16 protein-coding genes and 4 pseudogenes are annotated in these 23,818 nt (G+C 60.5%); 14 read left to right on the forward strand and 6 right to left on the reverse strand.

Annotated elements, in window-relative coordinates; genetic code table 11:
* Positions 1 to 3: 3 nt before the first annotated feature.
* The 6 genes from tssJ to AB5I78_RS12970 are packed head-to-tail and all read left to right on the forward strand — an operon-like array spanning position 4 to position 7,637.
* Positions 4 to 489, forward strand: coding sequence for a type VI secretion system lipoprotein TssJ (tssJ, locus tag AB5I78_RS12945; protein WP_369302345.1), 486 nt, complete (start codon positions 4 to 6; stop codon positions 487 to 489).
* A gap of 1 nt (position 490) precedes the next feature.
* Entirely contained in the window at positions 491 to 1,819 is a 1,329-nt protein-coding gene (gene tssK, locus AB5I78_RS12950) for a type VI secretion system baseplate subunit TssK (protein ID WP_369302344.1), read from the forward strand.
* Positions 1,820 to 1,824: 5 nt separating this feature from the next.
* Positions 1,825 to 2,685, forward strand: a complete 861-nt coding sequence (icmH, locus tag AB5I78_RS12955) for a type IVB secretion system protein IcmH/DotU (RefSeq protein ID WP_369302343.1) — start codon at positions 1,825 to 1,827, stop codon at positions 2,683 to 2,685.
* A 16-nt stretch (positions 2,686 to 2,701) separates the two neighbouring features.
* A complete protein-coding gene (gene tssM, locus AB5I78_RS12960; RefSeq protein ID WP_369302342.1) occupies positions 2,702 to 6,070 on the forward strand; it encodes a type VI secretion system membrane subunit TssM in 3,369 nt (1,122 codons plus the stop codon).
* A complete protein-coding gene (locus AB5I78_RS12965; RefSeq protein WP_369302341.1) occupies positions 6,067 to 6,798 on the forward strand; it encodes a PP2C family serine/threonine-protein phosphatase in 732 nt (243 codons plus the stop codon). Before tssM ends, AB5I78_RS12965 begins: the two co-directional genes overlap by 4 nt.
* The gene (locus AB5I78_RS12970; protein ID WP_369302340.1) at positions 6,795 to 7,637 is read left to right on the forward strand and encodes a serine/threonine-protein kinase; all 843 of its coding nucleotides are present in this window, start codon (positions 6,795 to 6,797) and stop codon (positions 7,635 to 7,637) included. The genes AB5I78_RS12965 and AB5I78_RS12970 overlap by 4 nt, the downstream gene beginning before the upstream one ends.
* Positions 7,638 to 7,645: 8 nt before the next feature.
* On the opposite strand, the gene AB5I78_RS12975 is transcribed toward AB5I78_RS12970, so the two are convergent.
* From AB5I78_RS12975 to AB5I78_RS12985, 3 genes and pseudogenes are all read right to left on the reverse strand, one after another.
* Positions 7,646 to 7,975, reverse strand: coding sequence for a DUF6388 family protein (locus tag AB5I78_RS12975; RefSeq protein WP_106577839.1), 330 nt, complete (start codon positions 7,973 to 7,975; stop codon positions 7,646 to 7,648).
* Between the two features lie 51 nt (positions 7,976 to 8,026).
* Positions 8,027 to 8,266 carry a hypothetical protein gene (locus AB5I78_RS12980; protein ID WP_369302339.1) on the reverse strand — a complete coding sequence of 80 codons (240 nt, stop codon included), beginning with the start codon at positions 8,264 to 8,266 and terminating at the stop codon, positions 8,027 to 8,029.
* A 121-nt stretch (positions 8,267 to 8,387) separates the two neighbouring features.
* Positions 8,388 to 8,843 (reverse strand): annotated as a pseudogene (locus AB5I78_RS12985) (6-aminohexanoate hydrolase); the annotation flags it as partial.
* Between the two features lie 458 nt (positions 8,844 to 9,301).
* Between AB5I78_RS12985 and AB5I78_RS12990 the strand changes: the two are divergent.
* Positions 9,302 to 11,374, forward strand: a complete 2,073-nt coding sequence (locus tag AB5I78_RS12990) for a PTS sugar transporter subunit IIC/EAL domain-containing protein (RefSeq protein ID WP_369302337.1) — start codon at positions 9,302 to 9,304, stop codon at positions 11,372 to 11,374.
* On the opposite strand, the gene AB5I78_RS12995 is transcribed toward AB5I78_RS12990, so the two are convergent.
* From AB5I78_RS12995 to AB5I78_RS13005, 3 genes are read right to left on the reverse strand one after another with little or no spacing between them, the layout of a single operon-like run.
* Positions 11,371 to 12,219, reverse strand: coding sequence for a metal-dependent hydrolase (locus AB5I78_RS12995; RefSeq protein ID WP_242197269.1), 849 nt, complete (start codon positions 12,217 to 12,219; stop codon positions 11,371 to 11,373). The two genes, AB5I78_RS12990 and AB5I78_RS12995, sit on opposite strands and share 4 nt — an antisense overlap.
* A gap of 15 nt (positions 12,220 to 12,234) precedes the next feature.
* Positions 12,235 to 13,125, reverse strand: a complete 891-nt coding sequence (locus AB5I78_RS13000; RefSeq protein ID WP_145164432.1) for an SDR family oxidoreductase — start codon at positions 13,123 to 13,125, stop codon at positions 12,235 to 12,237.
* The gene (locus tag AB5I78_RS13005; protein WP_369302336.1) at positions 13,122 to 14,657 is read right to left on the reverse strand and encodes a flavin-containing monooxygenase; all 1,536 of its coding nucleotides are present in this window, start codon (positions 14,655 to 14,657) and stop codon (positions 13,122 to 13,124) included. Before AB5I78_RS13005 ends, AB5I78_RS13000 begins: the two co-directional genes overlap by 4 nt.
* A gap of 275 nt (positions 14,658 to 14,932) precedes the next feature.
* Here AB5I78_RS13005 and AB5I78_RS13010 point away from each other — a divergent pair, with 275 nt between their 5' ends.
* From AB5I78_RS13010 to AB5I78_RS13040, 7 genes and pseudogenes are all read left to right on the forward strand, one after another.
* Positions 14,933 to 15,931: an alpha/beta fold hydrolase gene (locus AB5I78_RS13010; RefSeq protein WP_369302335.1), complete on the forward strand. Its 999-nt coding sequence runs from the start codon at positions 14,933 to 14,935 to the stop codon at positions 15,929 to 15,931.
* Positions 15,932 to 16,654: 723 nt separating this feature from the next.
* A pseudogene (locus AB5I78_RS13015) lies at positions 16,655 to 17,469 on the forward strand (alkane 1-monooxygenase).
* Positions 17,470 to 17,603: 134 nt separating this feature from the next.
* Positions 17,604 to 18,097, forward strand: a pseudogene (gene praA / locus AB5I78_RS13020) (alkane oxidation protein activator PraA).
* Positions 18,098 to 18,231: 134 nt separating this feature from the next.
* On the forward strand, positions 18,232 to 18,717 hold the full coding sequence (gene praB, locus AB5I78_RS13025) for an alkane oxidation protein activator PraB (protein ID WP_145164422.1): 486 nt from the start codon (positions 18,232 to 18,234) through the stop codon (positions 18,715 to 18,717).
* 271 nt (positions 18,718 to 18,988) lie between these two features.
* Positions 18,989 to 19,336 (forward strand): hypothetical protein, encoded by a 348-nt coding sequence (locus AB5I78_RS13030; RefSeq protein ID WP_370004616.1) that lies wholly within the window; start codon positions 18,989 to 18,991, stop codon positions 19,334 to 19,336.
* A gap of 116 nt (positions 19,337 to 19,452) precedes the next feature.
* Positions 19,453 to 20,905: pseudogene (locus AB5I78_RS13035) on the forward strand (outer membrane protein transport protein).
* A 280-nt stretch (positions 20,906 to 21,185) separates the two neighbouring features.
* Entirely contained in the window at positions 21,186 to 23,711 is a 2,526-nt protein-coding gene (locus AB5I78_RS13040) for an acyl-CoA dehydrogenase (RefSeq protein ID WP_369302332.1), read from the forward strand.
* Positions 23,712 to 23,818 lie beyond the last annotated feature (107 nt).

Consider the following 23,818-nt stretch of genomic DNA (forward strand, 5'->3'; position numbering starts at 1 on the left):
ATTATGTTTCGAGCCGCGCTTGCAACAACGCTGCTTTTGCTCGGCCTGTTGGCCGGCTGCAGCAGCCTATCGCCGTTTTCTACCTTGACCAAGTTGGACATGGCGCTGGCCGCCAGCGAGCAAGTCAACCCCGACCTGCACGGCAGGCCGTCTCCGGTGGTGGTGCACTTGATTGAATTGCGTCACGCCGTGGCGTTTGAAAATGCTGACTTCTTCAGTCTGTACAGCAATGCCGAGCAGTCGCTGCCCAAGGACTGGCTGCGCAGTGAGGAACTTGAACTGCGACCGGGTGAGCGGCTGGCGCTCAAGCTCGGGCTCGAGCCCGGCACGCGTTTCTTGGGCGTGTTGGCAGCCTATCGAGATCTGCCCCATGTTCAATGGCGGTGGGTCGTGCCCATTACCGCGCAGCAGTTAACCCGTGCCGATCTTGTGCTGGACCAGGCCGGTATTCGCGTTTCTTCGTCCATGCATGGCCAGGAGTCCGAGTGATATGCAGGTTCATAAAGTCATCTGGCAGGAAGGCATGCTGTTACGGCCGCAGCATTTGCAGCACAACGATCGCTATTACCACCAGCAGCTCAATCGGACGCGCTTGCTGGGGGCTGATGCGTGGGGGTTTCTGACGCTGGAAGTCGATTTGCAATACCTCAATTTCGGCAAGGTGGTGGTCAACCAGGCCAGTGGCGTATTGCCGGACGGTAGTCTGTTCGAGTTGGGCGGGGCGATGGAGCCGCTGGTCTTGCAGGTGCCCGCCAACGCCGGCAAACAGCCGATTTATCTCGCGCTGCCGCTGGATACCGGCAATCAGAACGAAGTTCGCCGCCAGCAGCAAACCGACGTCCTGGCCCGCTATCTGGCGTGTGACATTGAGGTGGGGGATTCGAATGCCGGTGTCGACTCCCGTTGTCACATCAGTTGCGCGCGTCCTGACCTGCGTCTGCTGCTGGGCGACCCTCCAAGCGAGCAGAGTTTCGTCAAACTCAAGGTTGCTCAAGTGCTGGAGTCGACCGATGCAGGCGGCGTGAGCCTGGATGCCGACTTCATTCCATCCTTCATTTTTCTTCAGGGCCACGGCTATTTGCCGTCGTGCCTCAAGGAGGTGATCAGCTTGCTCTCCAGCCGTGGGGATGCCATTGCAGCGCGTATTCGGGGTGAAGGCACCGCCGCAGGTACGGAAATCGGCGACTTTCTGATGCTGCAATTGATCAATCGTACCGAGTTGGAATTGCGTCACTGCCTGAGCCAGACCCACGTGCGCCCGCAAGCCTTGTTCCGGGCATTACTGTCGCTGTTCGGTGAGTTGTCAACGTTCGCCAACGACAGCAAACGTGCGCACCTGGATGTGCGTTATCGACATGAAGACCAAGGTGAAAGTTTTCGCGGGTTAATGGAGGGCGTGCGTGGCGTGCTGTCAATGGTGCTTGAGCAACACGCCATCGAGTTGACGTTGCAGCAACGCCAATACGGGGTGTTGGTATGCCCGGTGAGCGACCTGAAATTGCTCGGCACTGCGACGTTTATTCTGGCGGCCACTGCTCAGTGTGATTCGGAGGAATTGCGCCATCGCCTGCCTTCGCATTTGAAGGTCGGGCCGGTGGAGCGCATACGCGAGCTGGTCAACTTGCACCTGGCGGGAATCAAGATCAAGCCATTGCCTGTGGCGCCACGGCAGATTCCGTTTCATGCAGGCAAAACCTATTTCATGCTGGATCTGAGTGCCCGCGACATCACGCAGCTGGAGCAGTCGGGTGGGTTTGCCTTCCATGTAGGCGGTGAATTTACAGCGCTCGAACTCAACTTCTGGGCCATCAGGAACTGAACACAATGGACAGTGAATACCTGCAGGATGAAAAGACTGTTTTGCTCGACCATCAGGGCCGTGGGCCGGGCCACGGCCCGATCACGGAGTTCCCTGCGCCGCCACGCTTTGAGCAGTTGGAAGATCGAATGATCTACGCCGCCCACGAGCAAGGTACCCCGCGCTTCAAGATGGGGTTCAACCCTCTCGTTGAGGCCGCATGGGCGTTGTTGTCGCAAGTGGTTCAGCTCAAGAGCGCCTCTGGCCGCGAAAGCTTGGGCACGGTCAACGACAGAATGGTATTGGCGGTCACTCAGTTTGAAGCCCGCGCGTTGCAGAGTGGTGTTGAGAGCAGCCAGGTGATGTCGGCCCGTTATGTGTTGTGCAGCGTCGTCGATGAAGCCGTGGTCACCACGGCGTGGGGCAGCCGCAGCGACTGGTCGAAGATGAGCCTGTTGAGCCGCTTTCACAACGAAACCTTCGGTGGGGAGAAGGTTTTCCAACTGTTGGAGCGGCTGTCCCGCGACCCGGTCAAGCACCTGGCAATGCTGGAGCTGATGTACCTGTGCCTCTCCCTCGGATTCGAAGGCAAATACCGAATCATGGAGCGAGGTGTCAGCCAACTTGAAGCTGTGCGCGATGCCTTGTACCGACAGATCAGGCACGTGCGAGGCGAGCCACTGTCGGCGCCTTTGCAGCCCGCGCGAGCAGGGCGTGCGCGCCGTAAACGGCTCCCCGTTATCCCGGTGACTTGGGTCGCAGTCTTTACCCTGGCCTGTTTGCTGGCGATGTACACAGGATTTGCCTGGCGGCTGGGCGAAGAAGCCGCGAGGGCGCTGCAACCCTTTCAATTTTCGGCGTCGGAACTGACTCAGACGCCCTTGTAAACGCTGGGAGCAATGAATGAACGCATTCCTCAAGAACGCGCGCACTGTGCTGGGCACGATTTGGGTCTGGAGCTTGTTGCTGGTGCTTTCCTGCGCGGTGTTGGTGTGGTGTTTCGGGCCGTTGCTGGCCGTGGATGATCACCGCTTCTGGCAAGGCGCGAGTGCTCGCCTGGTCACCATCAGCGTGTTGTTTCTGCTGTGGGGGCTGGCGATGGTCCTCGTCGGCGTACGCCGGGCAGCTGAGCTCAAGAGACCTGAACGCCAGGCACACCATGAGCAACTGGGATGGGTTGAGGACGAGCAGCGACAGGTACGCGGTCGCTTCAAAGAGGCCCTCCAGCGCTTGAAAACCTCGCCGCGATACGCAGGGCATAACCAGCGATGGCGTAATAACTTGCCCTGGTACTTGTTGATCGGCGAGCAAGCCAGCGGCAAAACGCGGCTGTTGGCGGCGGCGGGCTTACAGCTGCCATTTGACCGCGTAGAAGCAATGCCAGTGGGAGGCACGGCTCATGCGCAATGGCATTTCACTGGCGAAAGCGTACTTATCGATACCCCCGGGCGTTACCTGACACAACCTGACAGCACGCTGGACGCCGCCGGTTGGTCGATGCTGTTGCGTCTGCTCAGGCAGCGGCGCCGAGTGCGCCCGCTCAATGGCGTGGTGGTAGCTTTGTCGGTCGAAACATTGTTGGGCCGTAACGAGCACGATCTGGACCTGCAGGCTCGTCAGGTGCACTCGCGCCTGCAAGAGGTCCAGCAAACGTTGCACGTGGACGTTCCCGTGTATCTGGTGCTGACCCAGGCTGACCGCGTGCCGGGGTTTGCCGAGTTCTTCGATGCGCCCCAGGGAGAGGAGGCAGAAAGCGTGCTTGGCCAGCCACTCGATGTTGGCAAGGGCGGCGTTGATATCGCACAGGTGCGCCGCGCGTTCGACGAGCTGCTGCAGCGTTTGAGCGGTGAATTGATTACGCGATTGCATCAGGAGCGTAATGTCGAGCGCCGTGGCCTTATGCTCGACTTCCCCCAGCAGGCGGCGCAACTCGGCGAGCGTTTGTGCCTGTTCGTGGAGTCGGCTTTTTCCGCCCATCGTTATCAGCGCATCAGCGGGTTGCGGGGCTTCTATTTGACCTGCGCCGGCGACAGGCACAGTCATTTCGTGCAGGGCCTGTTCAGTCGGGTGATCTTCGCCGAGGCAGACCTCGCCGGTCTGCAGATCCCGGAGCAACGGCGCATCCATTTGCGCCAGGGGTTACTGGCCATCGCCGTTGTGCTGGTTATCGGGAGCGCCGGGTGGCTGTGGACGCACAGCTACACCGTCAACCAGCAACGCCTGGCGCAAGTGGCTGCACTGGCGGTGCAACCTGCACCTGCTGCGCAGAATGCTGACGACACCCTCACACTGCTGGCGCTGTTGGATGCCCGCTGGGCAGCGACGCAGGTTTTCCCTGCAACAGAAGACGCACGGTTTATCGAGCGCGCCGGTCTTTATCAGGGTGATTTGAGCCGTCCACCCTTGAGCCACGCGTATCAGCTGGCCGTGCAGCAACTGTTACTGGACCGCCTAACAGTGCTGCTCGAGGAGCAAGTTCGAACCAACCTTGGCAATCGCGAACGACTGCTGGAAAACCTGCGCGCCTACCTGATGCTCAATCTGCGGGAGCGCCGTGATACCGGGTGGCTGGCACAGCATATGGCAGACCATTGGTCTGCGCGTTATCCAGGTGACGCGTCGGTGCACAAACGCCTGAATGAACACTTGGCGCGGCTGCTTGAGCAACCGTTCATTGCGCCGCTCGATGAAGCCCTTGTGGCCAAGGCTCGCGAAGCACTGCGGGGTGAGTCCCTGGCGGATGTGGTTTATCGGGCGTTGCGCGAACAGTCACGCAACCTCGAGCCTTTGCGGCTTGTCGAGGGCAAGGTATTCGCGGCCATTGATCCACCTATTCCTGGTTTCTACACCAAAAGGTATTGGCAGTACTTTGAGGCACAGGGCCCGCGGCTGGTGAATGCCATTGCGCAGGACAACTGGGTATTGGGGGAGGGTGCCGACCTCAGTGTCATGGATTTGCGGCGGCTGATGATTGAGCTGCAGCAGCGCTATTTCAGTGAGTATGCCGATACTTGGAGTGCCGCCCTTGGCCGCGTCAGCCTGCAACAGAGCGACAGCCTCAGGCAGGATGCCGAACAGCTCGCGGGCTTGACGTCAGCCCAGTCGCCGCTGATGCAATTATTGCTGCTGTTGCGTGAAAACACGCGTTTGCTGCCCGGTCATGACCCTTTGGCCAACGTACCCGCTCAGACGGGAGCGTTGGGGGTGATCGCTCAGACGGCTGTGGCTGAAGGGGCGAAGGTCGTCCTTCCAGACTCTGCCCGCCGAGCGTTGCAACGACGCTTTGAGCCATTGCACCAGTTGCTCGACGAGCAGCACAACCCTGGCGTCGAGTTGACGCAGGCATTGCGTTTGCTCGACGAACTGCACCTGCAACTGGCTGCGCTCAACCGCGAAAGCTCGCCCGAGCAGGCGGCTTTTCAACGGGTAAAGCGGCGAATGGAGGGGCAGCAGGATGTGCTCGGCACTCTGCGTGACGCCGCTGCACGGTTGCCGTTGCCGCTCGTAGGCTGGTTTGAGGGGGTGGCTGACAACAGCTGGCGTCACTTGTTGGACGGGGCCTATGCGCACGTCAATCAGCGCTATCACAGCGAGGTGTATGGACTGTATGCCAAGGCGATCCGCCAGCGTTACCCGTTCAATGCTCATGCGAGCAGCGATGTCGCCCTCAATGACTTTCAAGAGTTCTTCAAACCCCAGGGCGTCATGGCGCGCTTTTATGAAAGCTACCTGCGGCCTTTCGTCAGTGTTGACGGCAACCGTTACAGGTTGCGTGGTCTGGATGGCAGTGGGTTGCCGGTCTCGCGTTCGGTGCTGGATCAACTGACGAAAGCCGAGGTTATCCGCCAGGTGTTTTTCACTGAACCGCAGGGTGAGGTGTCGGTTCGATTTACCGTGGCGCCCTACAGCCTGGATCAGTCGGTCAGTCGGGCGACCCTGCGCTTTGGCGATAAACAGCTGGAATATCGCCATGGACCCATCGTGCCCATGGTGTTTGATTGGCCGATGGAGGCCGACAACGGTCGCAGCAGCCTGGTACTGGAGCGGGGCACGGAGCAACGCCCCCTGGGTATCGAGAAAGATACCGGCGCCTGGTCGTTGTTCCGGTTTTTTGACTTGATGCAGCGAGAGCCGGCGAGCGGCAGGAACGCGCTGATATTCAAGGCCGACCTTGCCGGGCTGCGGGCCAATTACCTGTTGACCAGCCAGCGTACGCCCAGCCCGTTTGACATGGAGGCGTGGCGCACTTTCCGCCTGCCTGAGCAACTGTGAGCAGTCGGCCTATTGAGTGGCGCAGTGCCGGGCGCACACAACAGGGCCAGGCCCGGTCGCGTAACGAGGATGCGTTCCTGGACGGTCCGCGACAAAGCTGTTGGGCCGTGGCGGATGGCATGGGCGGTCACCAGCGCGGTGATGTGGCCAGCCAGTGGGTGGTTCGCAGTCTCGCTTCGCTGTCTGCCACAGGTAACCTTGATCAACGCGTCAACGCGGCTCGGCAACGTTTGCAACACGTCAGCCAGCAGTTGGCGAAGGCGGGTATCAGGTCTGACGCGCGCGGCGACGTCACGATGGGCAGTACGGTGGTGGCATTGCTGCTTGAGCAGGGGCGTGCTGCCTGTGTGTGGGCGGGGGACAGTCGATGTTATCTGTGGCGCGAGCAAAGGCTTTACCAATTATCGCGCGATCATTCACTGCAGCAGCGCCTCATGGATGAGCGCCAATTGAGTGTGGCGCAAGCTCGGGCCCACCCGGAGGCCAGGGCATTGACCCGGGCCATCGGTGCGCGAGCGCTGCTGCAGCTTGAGGTGCTGGAACTCAGCACCCGGCCAGGGGACGTATTTCTGCTGGCCAGCGATGGGTTGTATCAGGCGCTCAGTCACGCCGACCTGGGGCGTGCGTTGAGCGTGGGAACGCCGCGGCAGGTGGTGGACCGTTTATTTGCAACGGTATTGCGCAGGCCCGCGCGGGATGATTTGACCGCCGTGGTGGTACAGCCATGAATGACACGTCAATGGCGCCAGGCTTACTCGCCGGGCGTTATCACCTCGAACGCGAATTGGGCAGGGGCGGGATGGGCGTGGTTTATCGCGCTCGTGACTTGTTGCACGAGCAATTTGGTGCGTCCTGCTCCAGCGTGGCAATCAAGCTTTTGGGCGAGACTTTGTCTCAGTGCCCGGACGCGCATGTGCTGCTCTACAGCGAGTTTGCCCTGACCCGCAGCCTGCGCCACAACGGTGTGGTGCGGGCATTTTCCTTCGAGGTTGATACAACCAGCCAGGCCGCGTTTTTCACGATGGAGTTGATGCACGGCATCACGCTTGACCGGCTGCTGCCCGAGTGCCCCGCTGGGTTGCCCTGGCGAGAACTGCAACCGATGGTCCTACAGCTTTTGGATGCACTGGTTTACATCCATCAGCAAAACGTCCTGCACGGCGATATCAAACCCGCCAATGTCATGGTCAGCGAAGAAGGTGTGCGGTTGTTCGATTTCGGCCTGGGCCATCAGCAAGTGCCGGAGGCGGTGGGCTTGCCGAGTTTGAATCGCGACCGTTTCAACGCGTGGACACCCGCGTATGTCGCCCCGGAATTACTCGCCGGCGGGGCGCTGAGCACCGCCGCCGACCTGTATGGCGTGGCTTGCGTCGTGTACGAGCTGGCCCATGGGCAACGCCTGGGTGGACGTCAGCCCATGCACGCGTTGGTTCGGCCTCGGCAACTGCCCAAGCGCTGCTGGCCCGCCTTGCGCTCGGCCCTGGCGGTTGACCCTGAACGCCGAGTGCTGAGCGTCGCCGAGTTACGCGAGGCGATAGCCAGCCACCCTCGACGCGGGTGGCTGTAACCCAAGGCTCAATGGGCCAGGCCATGCAGTTGGCAATAGTCGGCCCAACTCAACCCGGCCATTTGTGCGACTTCCTTGTGCACTTCAAGACGCTGGGCTTCGAAGGCCTCGGGTGAATCGGCCGTCAACTTGAGTGTCAGCTCCCAGGCAAACAGGTTCTGTCGTTCAGCTTCGGCTTCGAAGGCTTCATGCAGGCGTTCGGCGCGATACTGCTCCAGGGTTTCGCGCTTGGCCTGAGCGGCCAGCGGGTTCAGGGTGTCCAGTTGCGTGGCCACCTCCGGATGTTCGGTCAAGAATCTGTCCAGGGCGCGCTGGTGGTTATCGCCGGGTTGGGACAAGGTAAAACTCCTGAGGGCTCGGGCGCCGGTAGCGGGCCTGTGGTGAGGTGTTCAGCGTTGCAGGTATTTGCGTAAGCGGCGGCTTATGCGATTTCGTATCGGCTCAAGCAAGAAAAATAACAGGTAGGCACCCAGCATCACTGCCAGGTCCAAGTCCAGCCAGGTTTCTTCGACGGGCCCGGTGAGGTGTTCGATGGCATTTCTGGCCATGAACAGCAAGGTGACGCCCACGACCCACAGCAGGGCGTTGAACATCAGTGGACGCAGGTTGTGGGACAGCTTGTATTGCATCTTGAACAGTTCTCCTTGATGTCGGGCTCTTTTTCCTACGGGAGCCAAAACACGCCGATAGTACATTTTGAGGGGGGCTCATGACTTGGCGCAGATCATGTTGCCCGATGATGGATGGTGCTCAGGTGCCCGGCTTTTCGAGCAGGTAGCGTGCCAGGGCCGCATAGGCCGGCAAGGTGACACCATCGTTCGCGGCATTGGCCGCAACCGGATGGGAGGCAAAGCGCACAATCACCATCTCGGCCGCGGGGTGGATGTAGATACTCTGGCCGTGGACGCCGCGGGCCATATAGGCGCCATCGGGGTTGTGAGTGACCCACCACATGGCACGATAACTCCATCCCTTGAGTTGACTATAGCCTGCCTTGGCAAAAGCCTCTTTATCGCCGCCCTGGCGAATATCCTTGACCACGCTTTCAGGCACGATCTGCTGGCCATTGAAGCGGCCGCCATTGCGCAGCATTTCACCGAAACGGGCCATGTCCTGCAGCCCGGCGTTCAAGCCGCTACCGGCAAACGGTGTGCCGATGGAGTCCACGGTGAAATAGGCGTCCTGTTCACTGCCCAGCCGGCTCCAGTTCGCCACGCTCCAGCGCATGGCGGGGAAGCGAAAATAGCTGCCATCGTTAAAACGCACGGTGCGGTCCGGCGGCGGTAGGGCGCCGACCATCCATTTGAGGCGAGCAGGACCGCTGGCCTGGGCGTCAGGAAAATCTGTAACGCTGGCGTAGACGGCGGCGCTTGAAAAACCCAGTAATACAAAGGTCAGCGGCAGGATTGGTAGCATCGGCAGGCACCTTGATGGCGTATAAAGCACGGGGAGCAAGGCCTGGGCTCGAGTCCGTTCGAGAATTAAGCTGCAAAGGATGGGCTAACTCACCCTGACCAACAAGGATCAGGGGGGTTAAATTAATTCTGAATAATTGCGCGTGTCACGGCAAAAGCCTTTCGCTCCCGGTCTCTGGCCGTGTAGCGTTGCAGGGGATTTCGAGGCTGCCGACCACAGGCAGAGGGCGATGGGCAGGGGGACGGGTCATGGCGCAAACGCTGTTCAAACTTTTCCTCACCCAGCGCCTTGCGGCCTTGGCCAGCACGGAATCGTTACGGGCCATCCGTGAAGGCCTGTTATGGATTTTGCCGTGTTTGCTGGTGTCGGCCGGTTTCCTGATTCTTTCCGAGTGCGCCAAGGCGCTGGGGTTTGATCCGCAGGTGGTGGCCTTTTTGTCTGGGCTGCATAACCAGATCAGCTCGGTGATCCCGCTGTTGGTGGCAGCCTCCATTGGTTACATGCTGGCGATCCAGTATCGCCTGCCGCAATTGCCGGTAGCGTTCCTGTGCCTGGCGCATGTGGTGGTCGCCACGTTCGTCTTGCGCGATTACCCGCGGGCGTCGGCGACGTTTGTACTGTTTATCGCCATCGCCTCGCCGTTGCTGAATGTACCGGCGGTGGCCTGGCTGCATCGCTTTCGCTGGACGCGTCTGGTCAACGAAGACCTGGTGGGCCATAACCTGCGGGGCACCATCAACATGGTGGTGCCGGGGACTATCACTGCGCTGTCGCTGGTGGCGATGTTGTCGTTGCTGTTGCAGATACCTTCCGTGGCGCAGCTGCAAGGGCCGCAGGTGCTCGATGCGCTGCAATCGCCCTACGGCAGCGGCTTGTTTGTGACCCTGATGAATTCTCTGCTGTGGTTTTTTGGCATTCACGGCGCGTATGCCCTGCAGCCGTTGTTCGATGTGCTGGACCAGGCGGTGCTGCTCAATGGCGCCGCGCTGGCGGCGGGTGAGCCGATCAAATACGCGCTCAATAGCGGCCTGCTGGGGTGTTTCGCGTTTATCGGTGGGTCGGGCGGTGCACTGTGCCTGTTGCTGGCGATCCTGCTGTTTTCCAGGAGCCAGTCCATGCGTCTGCTGGCGATGGCCAGTCTGCCGTTGTCGTTATTCAATGTCAGCGAGGTGCTGCTGTTCGGCTTGCCGATCATTCTCAATCCGCGCTTGTTCATTCCTTTTTTACTGGTGCCGGCGTTCAACGCCATGCTGGCGCTGACGGCGGTACACCTGGGCTGGGTGTCACCGGCGGTGGCCAGCGTGCCGTTTACTGCACCGGTGCTGCTCAACGCCTACCTCAGTACCCACGGCGACCTGGCGGCCGTGGTGCTGCAAGTGGCGCTACTGGGCATCGGCACGCTGGTGTATGCGCCTTATGTGCGCGCCATTCATCGCCAGTCCAGTGGCGGCAGCACCGTGTACCTCAAGTCGCTGGACATGACCTTTCGCGGCCTGGAGGAGAAGGGCCGGCTGCTGGAACTGGACCCGGTGCTGGCATCCCACAAGGTGCTGGCGCGCCAGGCCGTCGAGCTGAGCCGTATCCAGCAGATCAGCGACTATGAGTTCTACCTCGAATTCCAGCCTCAGGTCTCGACGCGCACTGGGTTGTGCACTGGCTGCGAAGCACTGATGCGCGCCCGCGACAGCCAGGGCACAGTGCACTCACCATGGGAGTTTCTGCAGTGGCTGGCGCAGGCGCGGTTGATGCCGGACGTGGATGTCTGGGTGGCCTCCCAGGCCGTGCGCCAGTACCAGCAGTGGAAGAAAATCGGCTTTGCCCTGCCGATGACCATCAATATCTCCAGTACCACCCTGACGAATGCGGCCTATGGCGAGCGCCTGGTGGGCATTCTCGCCCAGGCCCATGGGCAAGTGTCGGTGGAGATCACCGAAGATGCGTTGGTGCGCGATGTCCCGGCCACACGCCAGACGATCCAGAAATTGCAGGCGATCGGCGCCAAGGTCTACATCGACGACTTCGGCACCGGGTTTTCCGCGTTGAGCTATCTGCACCAGTTTCCGGTGGACTTCATCAAAATCGACCGCAGCTTTGTGGTGGCCCAGCACGACCCCCAAGGCGCCCGTGTGCTGACCGGCATGCTGCGTTTTTGCGAGGCGCTGAACCTGGGGGTGGTGGTCGAAGGCGTAGAGACCGCCGAGCAATTGGCCTTCCTCAATACCGGCACCGAGCTGTTCGTTCAGGGCTGGTATTTCAGCAAGGCGCTGCCCGGCGATCAGCTGGAGCGCTTTGTGCGCGAGCGTGCGGCCACTCGGGATTAAGCTGGCGTGGCGGCGAATTCACGCTGCGTCTGCTCGATTTCTTCGACCAGCTTGTCGATTTGCGCCAGCCGCGCGCGGTTGTCGTGGTCCCAGGGGTGAAAACTCGGTTTGAAGTAGTGCAGCCATGGCCGCAGCATGCGCGGGAACACGCCCTTGGGCCCGTAGAGAAACTTGAGCATGCGCCAGAAGCCCTTCACGTGCCCACCCGCTTTGCGGTCGGCAATCAGCAGGCGCAGGTGGAAATCCATCACCACCAGCCAGAACAACACCGTGGTGGTCAGCATGGTGCCGGTGCGCAGCAGGTAGCGCCCGGGCCCGGGCTTGATCACGGTGTTCCACACATCGAACGCCACGGCTTTGTGTTCGGTTTCTTCGAGGGCGTGCCAGTACCACATTTGCTGGTAGCCCTTGAGTGACTCGCCAAAGCGCGTGGGGTCGCTCAGCAGGATTTCCGCGAGCATTGCCGTGTAGTGCTCGAGGGCGATGGTCACCGCCAGGTTGAACGACGGTGGCAGGTGTTTCTTTTGCAGGTCGAGGATGAATTTGAGGCGCCGGTCCAGGGTGTGCGCCGGTAGGCCGGCAGCTTGCATCAGGTCGTTATAGGCCACGTGCTCGCGGCTGTGCATGGCTTCCTGGCCGATGAACCCCTGGATTTCCTTTTTCAACTCCGGATCGTCGATGCGCTGGCGGTAGTGGCGCACGCTGTCCATGAAAAACAGTTCGCCCTGGGGAAACAACAGCGACAGTGCGTTGAAGAAGTGCGTGATGAACGGGCCTTGTTCATGCCAGTTCTTGATGCGCTCGGCAGGCAACGCAAAACGGATATCGCGACGGATGGGCAGCATCGTGGGTACTCCTGTTCAGAGACGAGGTTCGTCGTTGGTTTCAAACACCTGCGTGCGCTGTTTGGGCGCCATGCGCTTGCTGGCAAACACCACCAGAGCTTGATAAGCGGCAGGCAGGCAACGGGCGAGCAGGTCGAGGAAATACGCGTCGCGGCCGATCAGCACGCGGCGTTTGTTGTGGCGCACGCCCTGCAGGATGACCTTGGCGGCCTGGTCGGCGTCGGTGATGAAGAGCTTTTCGAAGTCGGCGCGGGCCTGTTGCTCGTTGTGGATCAGAAAACCGGTCATGTTCGCGTCGATGCGGCTGCTGCGGCAGATATCCGTACGGATTCCCCCGGGGTGTACACAGGTGGCGGACACCCCGCAGCGTTGCAGATCGAGTTCCTGGCGCAGCGATTCGGTAAAGCCGCGCACCGCAAACTTGCTCGCGTTGTAGCCGCTCATGCCGGGCTGGGCAAACAGGCCGAACACGCTGGAGGTGTTGACCACGTGTCCGTCGCCGCTGGCCTTGAGGTGCGGCAAAAATGCCTTGGTGCCGTGCACCACGCCCCAGAAGTTGATGCCGATGATCCACTCCAGGTCTGCGTAGTCGACGCCTTCGACGGTGCTCGACAGCGCCACGCCGGCATTGTTGAAAATCAGGTTGACCTGGCCGTGGTCGGCCACGCAGCGGGCGGCCCAGTCGTGCATGGCCTGGCGATCGGACACATCCAGCACGTGGGTGGTAATCGTCACCGGGGACAGCGTCGAGGTCTTGATCAGCGCCAAGGTCTGTTCCAAGCCCTGGCTGTTCTTGTCCGCGAGCGCCAGGTGGCAGCCTTCGCGTGCCAGCGCCAGGGCCAATGCGCGACCCATGCCGGACGCCGCGCCAGTGATTGCCGCCACGCGGCCGTTGAATGACTTCATGACAGGCTGCCTTCTGCGGTGGAGTGGGGCGCCGAAACCGGGCGGGGTGTCGAGGCGGGCAACGGCTCGGCGACGTAGTCCTTGAGCGCGAAGTGCCGCGTGTCACGTTTGAACCGCCAGGTTGAACCGGGCCACAACGTGGTGTTTTTGCCGGTGCGCGGGTCGAGGTACCAGCTCTGGCAGCCGCCGGTGTTCCAGATGGTGCGCTTGAGCCGGGCTTGCAGCTGCTGGTTATAGGCCAGCTCCACGGTGGGTTTGACCTCGACCGTGGCGATGCGCTGGCGCTGCATTTGCGTAATGGCATCCAGGATGTAGGTGACCTGGGCCTCGATCATCAGAATCATCGAGTTATGCCCAAGGCCGGTGTTCGGCCCAACAATCAAAAACAGGTTTGGATAACCCGGCACGGTGGTGCCCTTGTACGCGTGGGCGCCGTCGCGCCAGGCGTCCATCAGGTCGATGCCGTCGCGACCGATGATGCAATCGCGGGGCAGCGGGTCGGTGGCCTGGAAACCGGTGCCGAAGATCAGGCAATCGGCCGGGTGCTTGATGCCATCGGCCGTGATCACGCCGTCCGCTTCGATGCGCAGCACCGTGTCGCTGACCACCTCGACGTTGCTGCGCGACAGCGCCGGGTAGTAGTCATTGGAGATCAGCACGCGCTTACAGCCGATGGTGTAGTCCGGGGTGAGGGTCTTGCGCAGGGAAGGGCGCGCCACTTGTTTGCGCAGGTGGCGCAGGGCGATTTTCTGCACCATTTTCATCAACCGCGGGTGCAGGGCAAACCCCACCACGCGGCCTTCCAGCGCCCAGTAGAAGGCGCCGCGTACCAGGCGTTGGGTGAAGGGCAGGTGCTTGAAGGCCCAGCGCTCGACGCGCGAAATTTCGCGGTCGGGCTTGGGCATGATCCAGGGCGGCGTGCGCTGGAACAGGTCCAGATGCGCCACCTGCGGCGCGATCTGCGGGACGAACTGGATGGCACTGGCGCCGGTGCCGATCACCGCCACGCGCTTGCCCTTCAATGAATATTCGTGGTCCCACTGCTGGGAGTGGAAGCGCTTGCCCTTGAAGCTGTCCAGCCCCGCAATATCCGGCAGCGCCGGGCGCGACAACCCGCCCATGCCAGACACCAGCACCCGCGCGCTGACCTTGCGGCCATCGCTGAAGCTCAGTTGCCAGCGTTGTTGCTGTTCATCGAACACCGCGCGTTCAAGGCCCATGTTGAAGCGCAGGTAGGGCGTCAGCTTGAAACGCTGCGCGCAGTGTTCAAGGTAGGCGCGGATCTCCGCCTGCGGTGCGAACTGCCGCGTCCAGTTGGGGTTGGGCGCAAACGAAAACGAATACACATGCGACTGCACATCGCAGGCGCAGCCTGGGTAATGGTTATCGCGCCAGGTGCCGCCGAGCGTCTCGGCCTGTTCGGCGATAAAGAAGTCGGTGATCCCGGCTTCCTTGAGTTTGATCGCCATGCACAGGCCGGCAAAACCGGAACCGATGATGGCGATGTCGATTGAATCGCTGTGGGCATTCATGGCTTGTCCCTCGTGGGCATCGATGTGCTCCTGTTTTTGTTGTGTCTTTTAGATAGAACACCATTGCAAAGAAAAATTGAATTAATTATTTTAAAAAAGATTTTAAATAATCTACCTGAAAATTTCGCCTACGCTAGGACCTTGTTCCGCATGTGCGACTTGTCCGACGGACGAGCACGGTATGCATGAAGTTTAGGTCCAGGGTGTGGACGATGGCTGAGGCCTTGATCAATACCGGTCAGGTCGCCAGCGGCAGGGAAGCAGAGGACCGAGCTATGGCTGTTGAATGGGTTGTCGCTGCGGGCGTGTTAGGGGTGGCGAGTGCGCTGTTGTGGGGCTTCAGTGCCTGGATGACGCGGCGTATAGAAGCCACTGTTCCGATCAACGGGCGCTTCGTCGAGGTCGACGGCGAGCGCTTTCATTATGTCGAGGAGGGCGCAGGCCCACCGCTGGTGATGATTCACGGGCTGATGGGCAGCAGTCGCAACCTGACCTATGCCTTGTCCGCCCAACTGCGTGAGCGTTTTCGCGTGATCACGCTGGACCGTCCGGGTTCGGGCTATTCCACCCGGCAAACGGGTACTGCGGCAGACCTGCCGGCCCAGGCTCGGCAAATCGCGGCCTTTATCAAAACCCTGGACCTGGATAAACCGCTGGTGCTGGGGCATTCCCTGGGCGGGGCGATTTCGCTGGCGCTGGCGCTTGACCATCCACACGCGGTGTCCGGGCTGATCCTGGTGGCGCCGCTGACGCATCCCCAGCGTATGTTGCCGCCGGTGTTCCTGTCCCTGGCGGTGCGCCCGGCCTGGTTGCGACGGTGGATGTCACACACACTGACCGTGCCCGTCGGCCTGCTGACCAGAGGCACGGTGGTGAAGGGCGTGTTCGCCCCAGATGCCGCGCCGTCAGACTTCGCCACGCGTGGCGGCGGGCTGCTGGGTATGCGTCCGGACAACTTCTACGCCGCCTCCACCGAGATCAATACGGTTAACGACCATTTGCCCGACATGGTCAAGCGCTACCCGCAACTGACCCTGCCAATCGGCCTGATCTATGGCGCGCGCGACAACGTGCTGGACTTTCACAAGCACGGCCAGGCCCTGGCAAGCAAAGTGCCCGGGCTGAAGATGCAGGTGGTGGAGGGGCGTGGCCATATGCTGCCAATTACCGCCACAGAGCGCGTGGCTGCGCTGGTGGAGCAGGTGGCCAGGCGCGTTCGCCCACCGCAAAGCGCTGCTGTGCTGCACCCGCCATTTGCCTTGGCGAGCAAATAATGGTGTTACCCGACTCGCGGCACAACGGCGTCGATGCCTGCTTTAGACACCTGACCAAACGGCTGAAAAAGAGACTGGCCAGTCACGTCAAAAAGCCTTCGAGAAACTAGTTGACGACCTAACGATTCCGCGCTATTTATTTAAAAAAATTATTTCAATGTCTAATTTGAAACAATTTTTGAAGTGCCTAAGAGCGAATAAAATAATGAAAAAAACGCCTTTTATCGCATCTCCAAGCTGTCTCGTCCGGAGGCTGCCATGAACCAGACTCTGGTCACTTCCACCGCCTGGACCGACGGCAAACGTCATTTGTGGTGGCTGGGCATCATGCCCCTGGCGACCCCATTGCTCTCCGGCGCCCTGGCCATCACCACAGGCGTACAGCAATTGTGGTGGGTCGGCGTGCTGGTGATCTTCGGCTTGATCCCACTGATCGACGGCCTGCTCGGCGAAGACGTCAGCAACCCGCCAGAATCCGCCGTCAGCAACCTTGAATCGCAAAGCTACTACCGCTGGATCGTCTACACCGGCGTGCTGTTCGTGATCACCTCAGTGGTAGTGACCGGCTGGCTGGCCGCCGGTGGCATCGACTGGATCATTAACGGCGGCCTGCTCAATGCCACTGCAAGCCTTGATCCGTCGAGCTGGCTGGCGAAGACCGCAGCGTTTATTACCGCGCGCACCGAGTTGCACGGTGAGATCACCTGGTTCACCTACCTGGGCATGGCGCTGTCCACTGGCGCCGCCACCGGCATTGCAATCAACACCGCGCATGAGCTGGGGCACAAGCCCAAGCCGCTGGAAGTGTTCCTGGCCAAGGTCACCCTGGCGCCGACCTTCTACGGGCACTTCTACACCGAACACAACCGTGGCCATCACGTACGCGTGGCCACACCGGAAGACCCGGCCAGCTCACGTCTGGGGAGAGTTTCTGGGCGTTCCTGCCGCGCTCGGTGTGGTTCAGCGCGGTGTCGGCCTGGAACCTGGAACGCGAACGCCTGCGCAAACTCGGCCTGCCGGCACTGCACTGGAAGAACGCCGTTCTCGGCGCGTGGATGTACAGCGTGGTGTTGTGGGGCGTGATGATTGCCTGGCTCGGCGCGGCCGTGATTCCCTTCCTGATCATTCAGGGCATCTACGGGTTCTCGTTGCTGGAAGTGGTGAACTACGTCGAGCACTACGGGCTTAAACGCCAGAAGTTGCCCAACGGTCGCTATGAACGTTGCTCGCCGCGGCACTCGTGGAACAGTAACCGTATTGTCACCAATATCTTTTTGTTTCAACTGCAACGGCATTCCGATCACCATGCCAACCCCACCCGTAGTTATCAGTCATTGCGCCACTTTGATGAGTCGCCGCAACTTCCTTATGGTTACGCGAGCATGATTGTCTGGGCCTATGTGCCGTACTTGTGGCGACGTCGCATGGACCATCGCGTGTTGAATCATTACGGCGGCGATATCACCTTGACCAATCTTCAACCGTCACAACGTTTGAAGTACCTGGAGAAGTACAGCAACAGCGCCAAGCCGTTTTGAGGTGAAGTAACACAGCAGTGGGTGAACTCGGGATCTGTGTATCGCGCAGGTTTTTATCGCCCAAGGTTTATCAGTTTGATGGCAAGAAAATTGTTTGACCCTACAACAATAACTTCAAGGGAAGGACGTACATAATGCACAGCCCTGCCACGTTCACCGCGCATATCATACTGGCCGCACTGGGCCTGATTGTTTACCACCAGGCCCAGGCCGCACGCATCGAGCCGGCCGGCAGCGCCTTTACTGCCCAGGCCCGATCAGCTTTTCCAAGGGTGCGCTGATCAGCGCCGATTGCACCATCAAGGTGGCCGGCAAGGTCGCGGCCGATGGTTCATCGGTGAATGTCGATAAAGTTGAATTCGACGGCGGCCTTAAATGCAGCCGCGTCGAGGCAATCAACTTGCCCTGGGTGTTAGTTGCCAAAGACACCAAAAGCGGCTCCATGTCAAAGATTAGCGTCGATGTTCACGCCTTCGGCCTGGGCGGCAAGTGCGGGCCTTCTACGGCCGATGGCACGTGGGACAACGCCACCCGAAAGTTGGAAGCCACCAATGTTCCGATTGGCGAAGACTGCAAGATAAAAACGGTGTCGATCACGATGCCGCCGACCTTCAAAGTGGTCGAATAAACCGATTAATAAGATGCAGCGGTAATTGAATTGAGATTTGGCTGGAAAGGGAAGTTCTGCAGTTTCACCGTGACCTCTCGATCATGGCCATTACCCCTGGCGAAATGACTCGCCATAACATGTGAGGAAAAACAATGAAAAGCTTGAAAACCCTCGTTTGTGCAACTTCTTTTGCTCTGTGCTTTGGCGCCGCTTCGATGGCCAGTGCGGCGTCCATCACCCCGGATGGTCCGTTCACGACCAACCCCGGCACCATCGTTGTGAAGTCGCCCTCGTCGTTCGGTGCGGCCGTAACCTGCGGCATCACCTTTACCGGCAACGTCAGCGGTGGCGTGGCGTCCATCAACGGTGCTTCGCTGACCGGCGGCGGTCTCTGCGCCTTGCCGACGCTGACCAACCTGCCTTGGGTGCTGACCGCTGCAACCGGCACCACCGGTACCGTGACCAACGTCGGCTACAAGATCACCTCGCTGCCTTCCACCAACTGCGGTCCTACCCCTATCGCTGTGGCGTGGACTGCGGCCAGCAAAACCCTGTCGGCCAGCAATCAATCGCTGAGTGGCAACTGCACCGTGGTGTCCCTGAGTGTTGTGGCGCCAACGCTGACGGTTAACCCGTAAGCGCGCAACTGCGTAAAGGGCTGATCACCCGTTGAAAGGCCGGTGCCTCGCGTGAGGCGCCGGCTGCGGGAAAACCACCGGCGGAGCCGGTTGGGTACGGTACTTATTGTCTGGGGAACATGACAATGCAAAGCCTTAAGAAAACGGCCCTCCTGGGTTCGATGTTATTCACCCTGGGCGCTGTCTCGTCCACTGCAGGCGCAGCCACCTTTGCCCAGGCGGCGCTGCATTTACCGCCTCGGGCTCAATCGCCACCGCGGTAAAGCTGCTGGTGTTTACCCCGGTTCCATGCACGATGACACTCAGTGGCCAAGTCGCGGCGGACGGCTCAAGCGCATCGATCACCGGTGCCACGTTCACCGGTAATGCGCTGTGTGGTATTTCCGGCCCGTTGAATTTGCCTTGGACACTGGTGCCGACCAATGCCACCACCGCAACGCTTTCTGGCTTTACCGAAAAGTTTCCGTATGACAGCTGCCTGACGCCAAGTGTGCTGATCACACAATGGAGTGCCGCCGACGGCACGTTCAGCATTGCCGGCCCACACACGGTGAACGCCACCTGCAGGGTCACGGCCTTCAACTTCAAACCTTCACCTGCCCTCACGATTAATCCTTGAAAACATCAACGCTTTAGCGCGTGGGCGCGCACAACGTGAAACACGATCCCTGATCGAACGAACAGAAAGACGAGACGGCTGGGCCGGCTCAGAGTGATAACAATAAGGAGTGCCTCATGAATAATAAAAAACAACAGGTGCAGGCTTTACTGGGGTTGGCGTTGATGGGCGGGCTGATGGTAGCCGTGCCTGTGCAAGCCGGCGGTTTTTCCACGCCGACGTATGGCGCACCGGGCTGGGGGCGAGCGTTCGGCGGGGGTTCCTTGTTCAAGAATGACCCGAGTTCGGCGTTCAACAACCCGGCGGCAATGGCTTTTGTTGACCATAACGTTGCGCAAATGACCGTCGATTACGCGCGGATCAAGATCAAGTACAAAGGCCAGGCCAATGACTACCAGGGCAACCCGGTATCCAATACACCGTTTAACCCCGATGGTACTTTCGACCCCGCGCAGGCCGTGCTGAATAACAATGACGGCGGCCAGGGCGGGTTCACTGCATGGCTCCCCACCGGGTTCATGGTGATGCCGCTGGGTGATCGGTTTTCATTCGGTCTGGCCCAAGTCGTACCGCAGGGCATGCGCACCACCTGGGATGAAGGCTCAAAGTTTCGTGACTTTGCAGTGGACACCAAGATCGAGACCGTAGGGTTGACCGGGTCCTTGTCGTTCAAGGTGCGCGATGACCTTTCCATCGGTGCCGGGATGATCGTTCAGCACAGTAAAGGCTTCGTCAGCCAGAATATCGATTTGCTCGCCGCCGCTGCCAACTCCAAGTCTGAATTGGGCGGCATTCCGTTCCCGGCTGGCCTGGGTACGTCGCTGATTCGGGTCAAAGTCGATAATACGTCGGTGGGTTGGTTCACGGGGGTGGTCTGGAAACCCACCGAGCAAGACAGCCTCGGCCTCAATTACCACGCCAAAATCAAGAACAAGATGGAGGGCAAGTACAATATTCGCGCCGACGCCTTCTCCTATCAGCTGATGACGGCCCCGAGCCCGTTCGGCGGTACCGGGACTATCCGGAAGTGGCCTATCCGGGCTGAAATTGATGCCCGACGGCGCCAATGCCAGTACTCAACTGGACATCCCGGCAACGGCGGGCCTGGACTGGGTGCACCAGTTCAATGACCGCCTGACCATGGGTGTGAGTGCGGTGTGGACCCAATGGTCATCCTTCAAGGACCTGACCCTCAAGTCCGACGGCAACACGATCGTGTCCATCCCCTACAACTACCGCGACTCCTGGATGTACTCCATTGGTGGCGATTTCAAAGCGACCGATGAGCTGACATTGCGTGCCGGTGTGGCGTCCGACCAGACGCCGACCCGCAACTCTACACGCGACCCGCGGATTCCGGACGGTGACCGGTACTTCCTGTCGCTGGGCGCAGGTTACGACGTCAAGGCGATTCCAGGCTTGACGCTGGATCTGGCGTATTCCCATCAGTTCGTGCAGGAGGTCAATCTCAAGACCAAGAACGTGGACCGATTGGGCGCCGCGAGCCTGGACGGTAAGGCCGAATCGTCCGGTGACGTAGTGGCTGTTTCGGCAACCTATGCCTTTTAAGTCCGTCACGCAGCGCTGAGGATAAGGGCGGCGAGCGCATCTTGGCGCCCTTGTTCAAAGGCTCTAGAGCGGGGGTTCGCCCTCGCAACGTGTGCAGCACCGCATTTTCTGATTCAACAGGCTGACGTGCTCAGCCTGGTTTTTTTTGCCAAGGCATTAAATAAAAATTTCAAAACAAAATTTGAATTTGTCTTTTCAAGTTTGTAGTGTGGCTTTACGCCGCCGCTCATTTCGAGCGGCCTGCGCATTGCCCATGCCCTGATTAGGTAGAGGTATCCCCATGGTTATCTGGTTATTAGTGGGTGTCGCAGCAGCGATTGCCCTGGCGTATCGACAAGCCGCCGCTGTGCTGTGGCTGGGCGTTGGCTTGATCTGGCTGGCGCTTGGTTACCTGTTCAACGTGGTCGCTGGTGTGGGCACCAGCGTTGCGGCGCTGCTGGTGGTAGTGCCCGCGCTGCTGCTGACGATCAAACCCTTGCGTCGCACGCTGTTGACCAGCAAGGCATTGAGTTTGTTTCGTACGATCATGCCGGCCATGTCTGACACCGAACGCGCCGCCATCGAATCCGGCACCGTGTGGTGGGACGCCGAGCTGTTCAGCGGCAAACCCAATTGGGATCGCCTGCTCAACGCTGCGCCGGCCAGCCTCAGCGCCGAAGAACAAGCCTTCCTCGACAACGAGGTCGAAACCCTCTGCGACATCGCCAACGACTGGGAAACCACCCAGATCTGGCAGGACATGTCCCCCGAAGGCTGGCAGTACACCAAGGACGCCGGGTTCCTGGGCATGATCATTCCCAAGCAATACGGCGGCAAAGGCTTCTCCCACTACGCGCATTCCCAGGTGGTGATGAAGCTGTCGACACGCTGCTCGGCGGCGGCGATTTCGGTGATGGTCCCCAATTCCCTGGGCCCGGCTGAATTGCTACTGCATTACGGCACCGATGCCCAACGCAATTACTACTTGCCGCGCCTGGCGCGGGGCGAAGACATCCCGTGCTTTGCCCTGACCAGCCCGTATGCGGGCTCTGATGCCGGCGCAATTCCAGACCTGGGCATCGTCTGCAAAGGCCTGCACGAGGGCGAGCAAGTGCTGGGTTTCAAAGTGACCTGGGATAAGCGCTACATCACCCTCGGCCCCATCGCGACGGTGCTGGGCCTGGCGTTTCGCGCCGAAGACCCGGAGGGTTTGCTGGGCAAGGCGGGCTCGCTGGGCATCACCTGCGCGTTGATCCCAACGTCTCACCCAGGCGTCAACAGCGGTCGTCGTCACTGGCCTCTGAACGCGGTATTCCAGAACGGTCCCACCACCGGCAAGGATGTGTTCATTCCCCTGGAATGGGTGATCGGCGGCCGCGAACAGGTCGGTAACGGCTGGCGCATGCTGATGGAATGCCTGGCAGCCGGGCGGGCGATTTCTCTGCCCTCGGCCAACGTCGGCCTGGGCAAAGTCGCGGTACGCGGCACCAGCGCCTACGCGGCGATGCGCAAGCAGTTCGGCCTGCCCATCGGCAAGTTCGAAGGCGTGCAGGCGCCGCTGGCGCGCATGGCCGGGCATTTGTATGCCTGCGATGCGGTGCGCAAGGTCTCGGTGGCGTCGCTGGATGCCGGCGAAAAACCTTCGGTGATCTCGGCCATTGCCAAGTACCACGTCACCGAGCGCGCGCGGATCATCGTCAACGACGGCATGGACATCGTCGCCGGCAAAGGCATCTGCATGGGCCCCAACAATTTCCTGGCCCGTGCTTACCAGCAAAGCCCGATTGCGATCACCGTGGAGGGTGCGAACATCATGACCCGCTGCCTGATCATCTTTGGCCAGGGGCTGATTCGCTGCCATCCGTACGTATTCCGCGAAATGGAAGCCGCGCGTAACCCGGACCGGCGCCAGGCACTGGAAGCCTTCGACCGCGCGATGTTCGGCCATGTGAGCTTTGTCGTCGCCAATGCCGTACGCGCCGGGGTGCATGCGCTGACGGGTGGGCGGCTGCTTTCTGCACCGGCCAAGACCGAGCCTGCGCTGGCGTCCTACTACCGCCAGGCCAATCGGCTGTCGGTGGTGCTGGCGTTGATCTCGGATGTGTCCATGGGTGTGCTCGGGGGTGCACTCAAGCGCAAGGAAAGTATCACCGGGCGTCTGGGCGATATTCTGTCGCAGTTGTACATCCTGTCCTGCGTGCTCAAGCGCTTTGAGGACGACGGCCGGCCCCAGGCCGACCTGCCGCTGGTGCACTGGGCCGCCCAGGATGCGCTGTTACGTGCGCATGAAGCGCTGGCCGAAGTGCTCGATAACTACCCCTCGAATGCCGCTGCGGCAGTGGTGCGTGGCTTGAGTTTTCCGTTCGGTATTCCCCTGCGCAAACCGTCGGATCGCTTGCTGGCCCAAGTCGCCGAGGTGGTGCAGACGCCAGGCGAAACCCGCGACCGCCTGTTGGCCAATTCCTACATCCCGCGCCCGGAAATCGACAAGCTGGCCTACGGCGAATTGGGCTTGCGCCTGTTGCCGCAGGTGGAGCTGATCGACGCTCGCCTCAAGTCGGCCGTCAAGCAAGGCCTGATCGAACCGATGCCGATTTCCGCCACCGCGTTCAGCGGCTGGCGCGTCAAGGCGCGGGCGCTGGACCTGATCAGCGACGAGGAAGACACCTTGCTCGGCCGCTATGTGGAATACGCCGACCACGGCATCCAGGTCGATGATTTCCCGCAGGACTTTGGTTTGCTCGAGGCGTTGCAGCAGCGCAAACAAGCGTTGGAGCCGAGCGCCAAACGTCGCACACCCCAAAGCGAAAACGCCTCGGTCAACTAGGAGAAACACGATCAAGGTGGGAGCGGGCTTGCCTGCGATGGCAGCGCCTCGGTGCCTGTGAACGACCGAGTCGTCTGCAGCCCAGGCAAGCCCGCTCCCACCGGCAT

The organism is Pseudomonas sp. N2-3-1-14 (genome assembly GCF_041228395.1).
In the GTDB taxonomy this organism is placed as follows: Bacteria; Pseudomonadota; Gammaproteobacteria; order Pseudomonadales; family Pseudomonadaceae; genus Aquipseudomonas.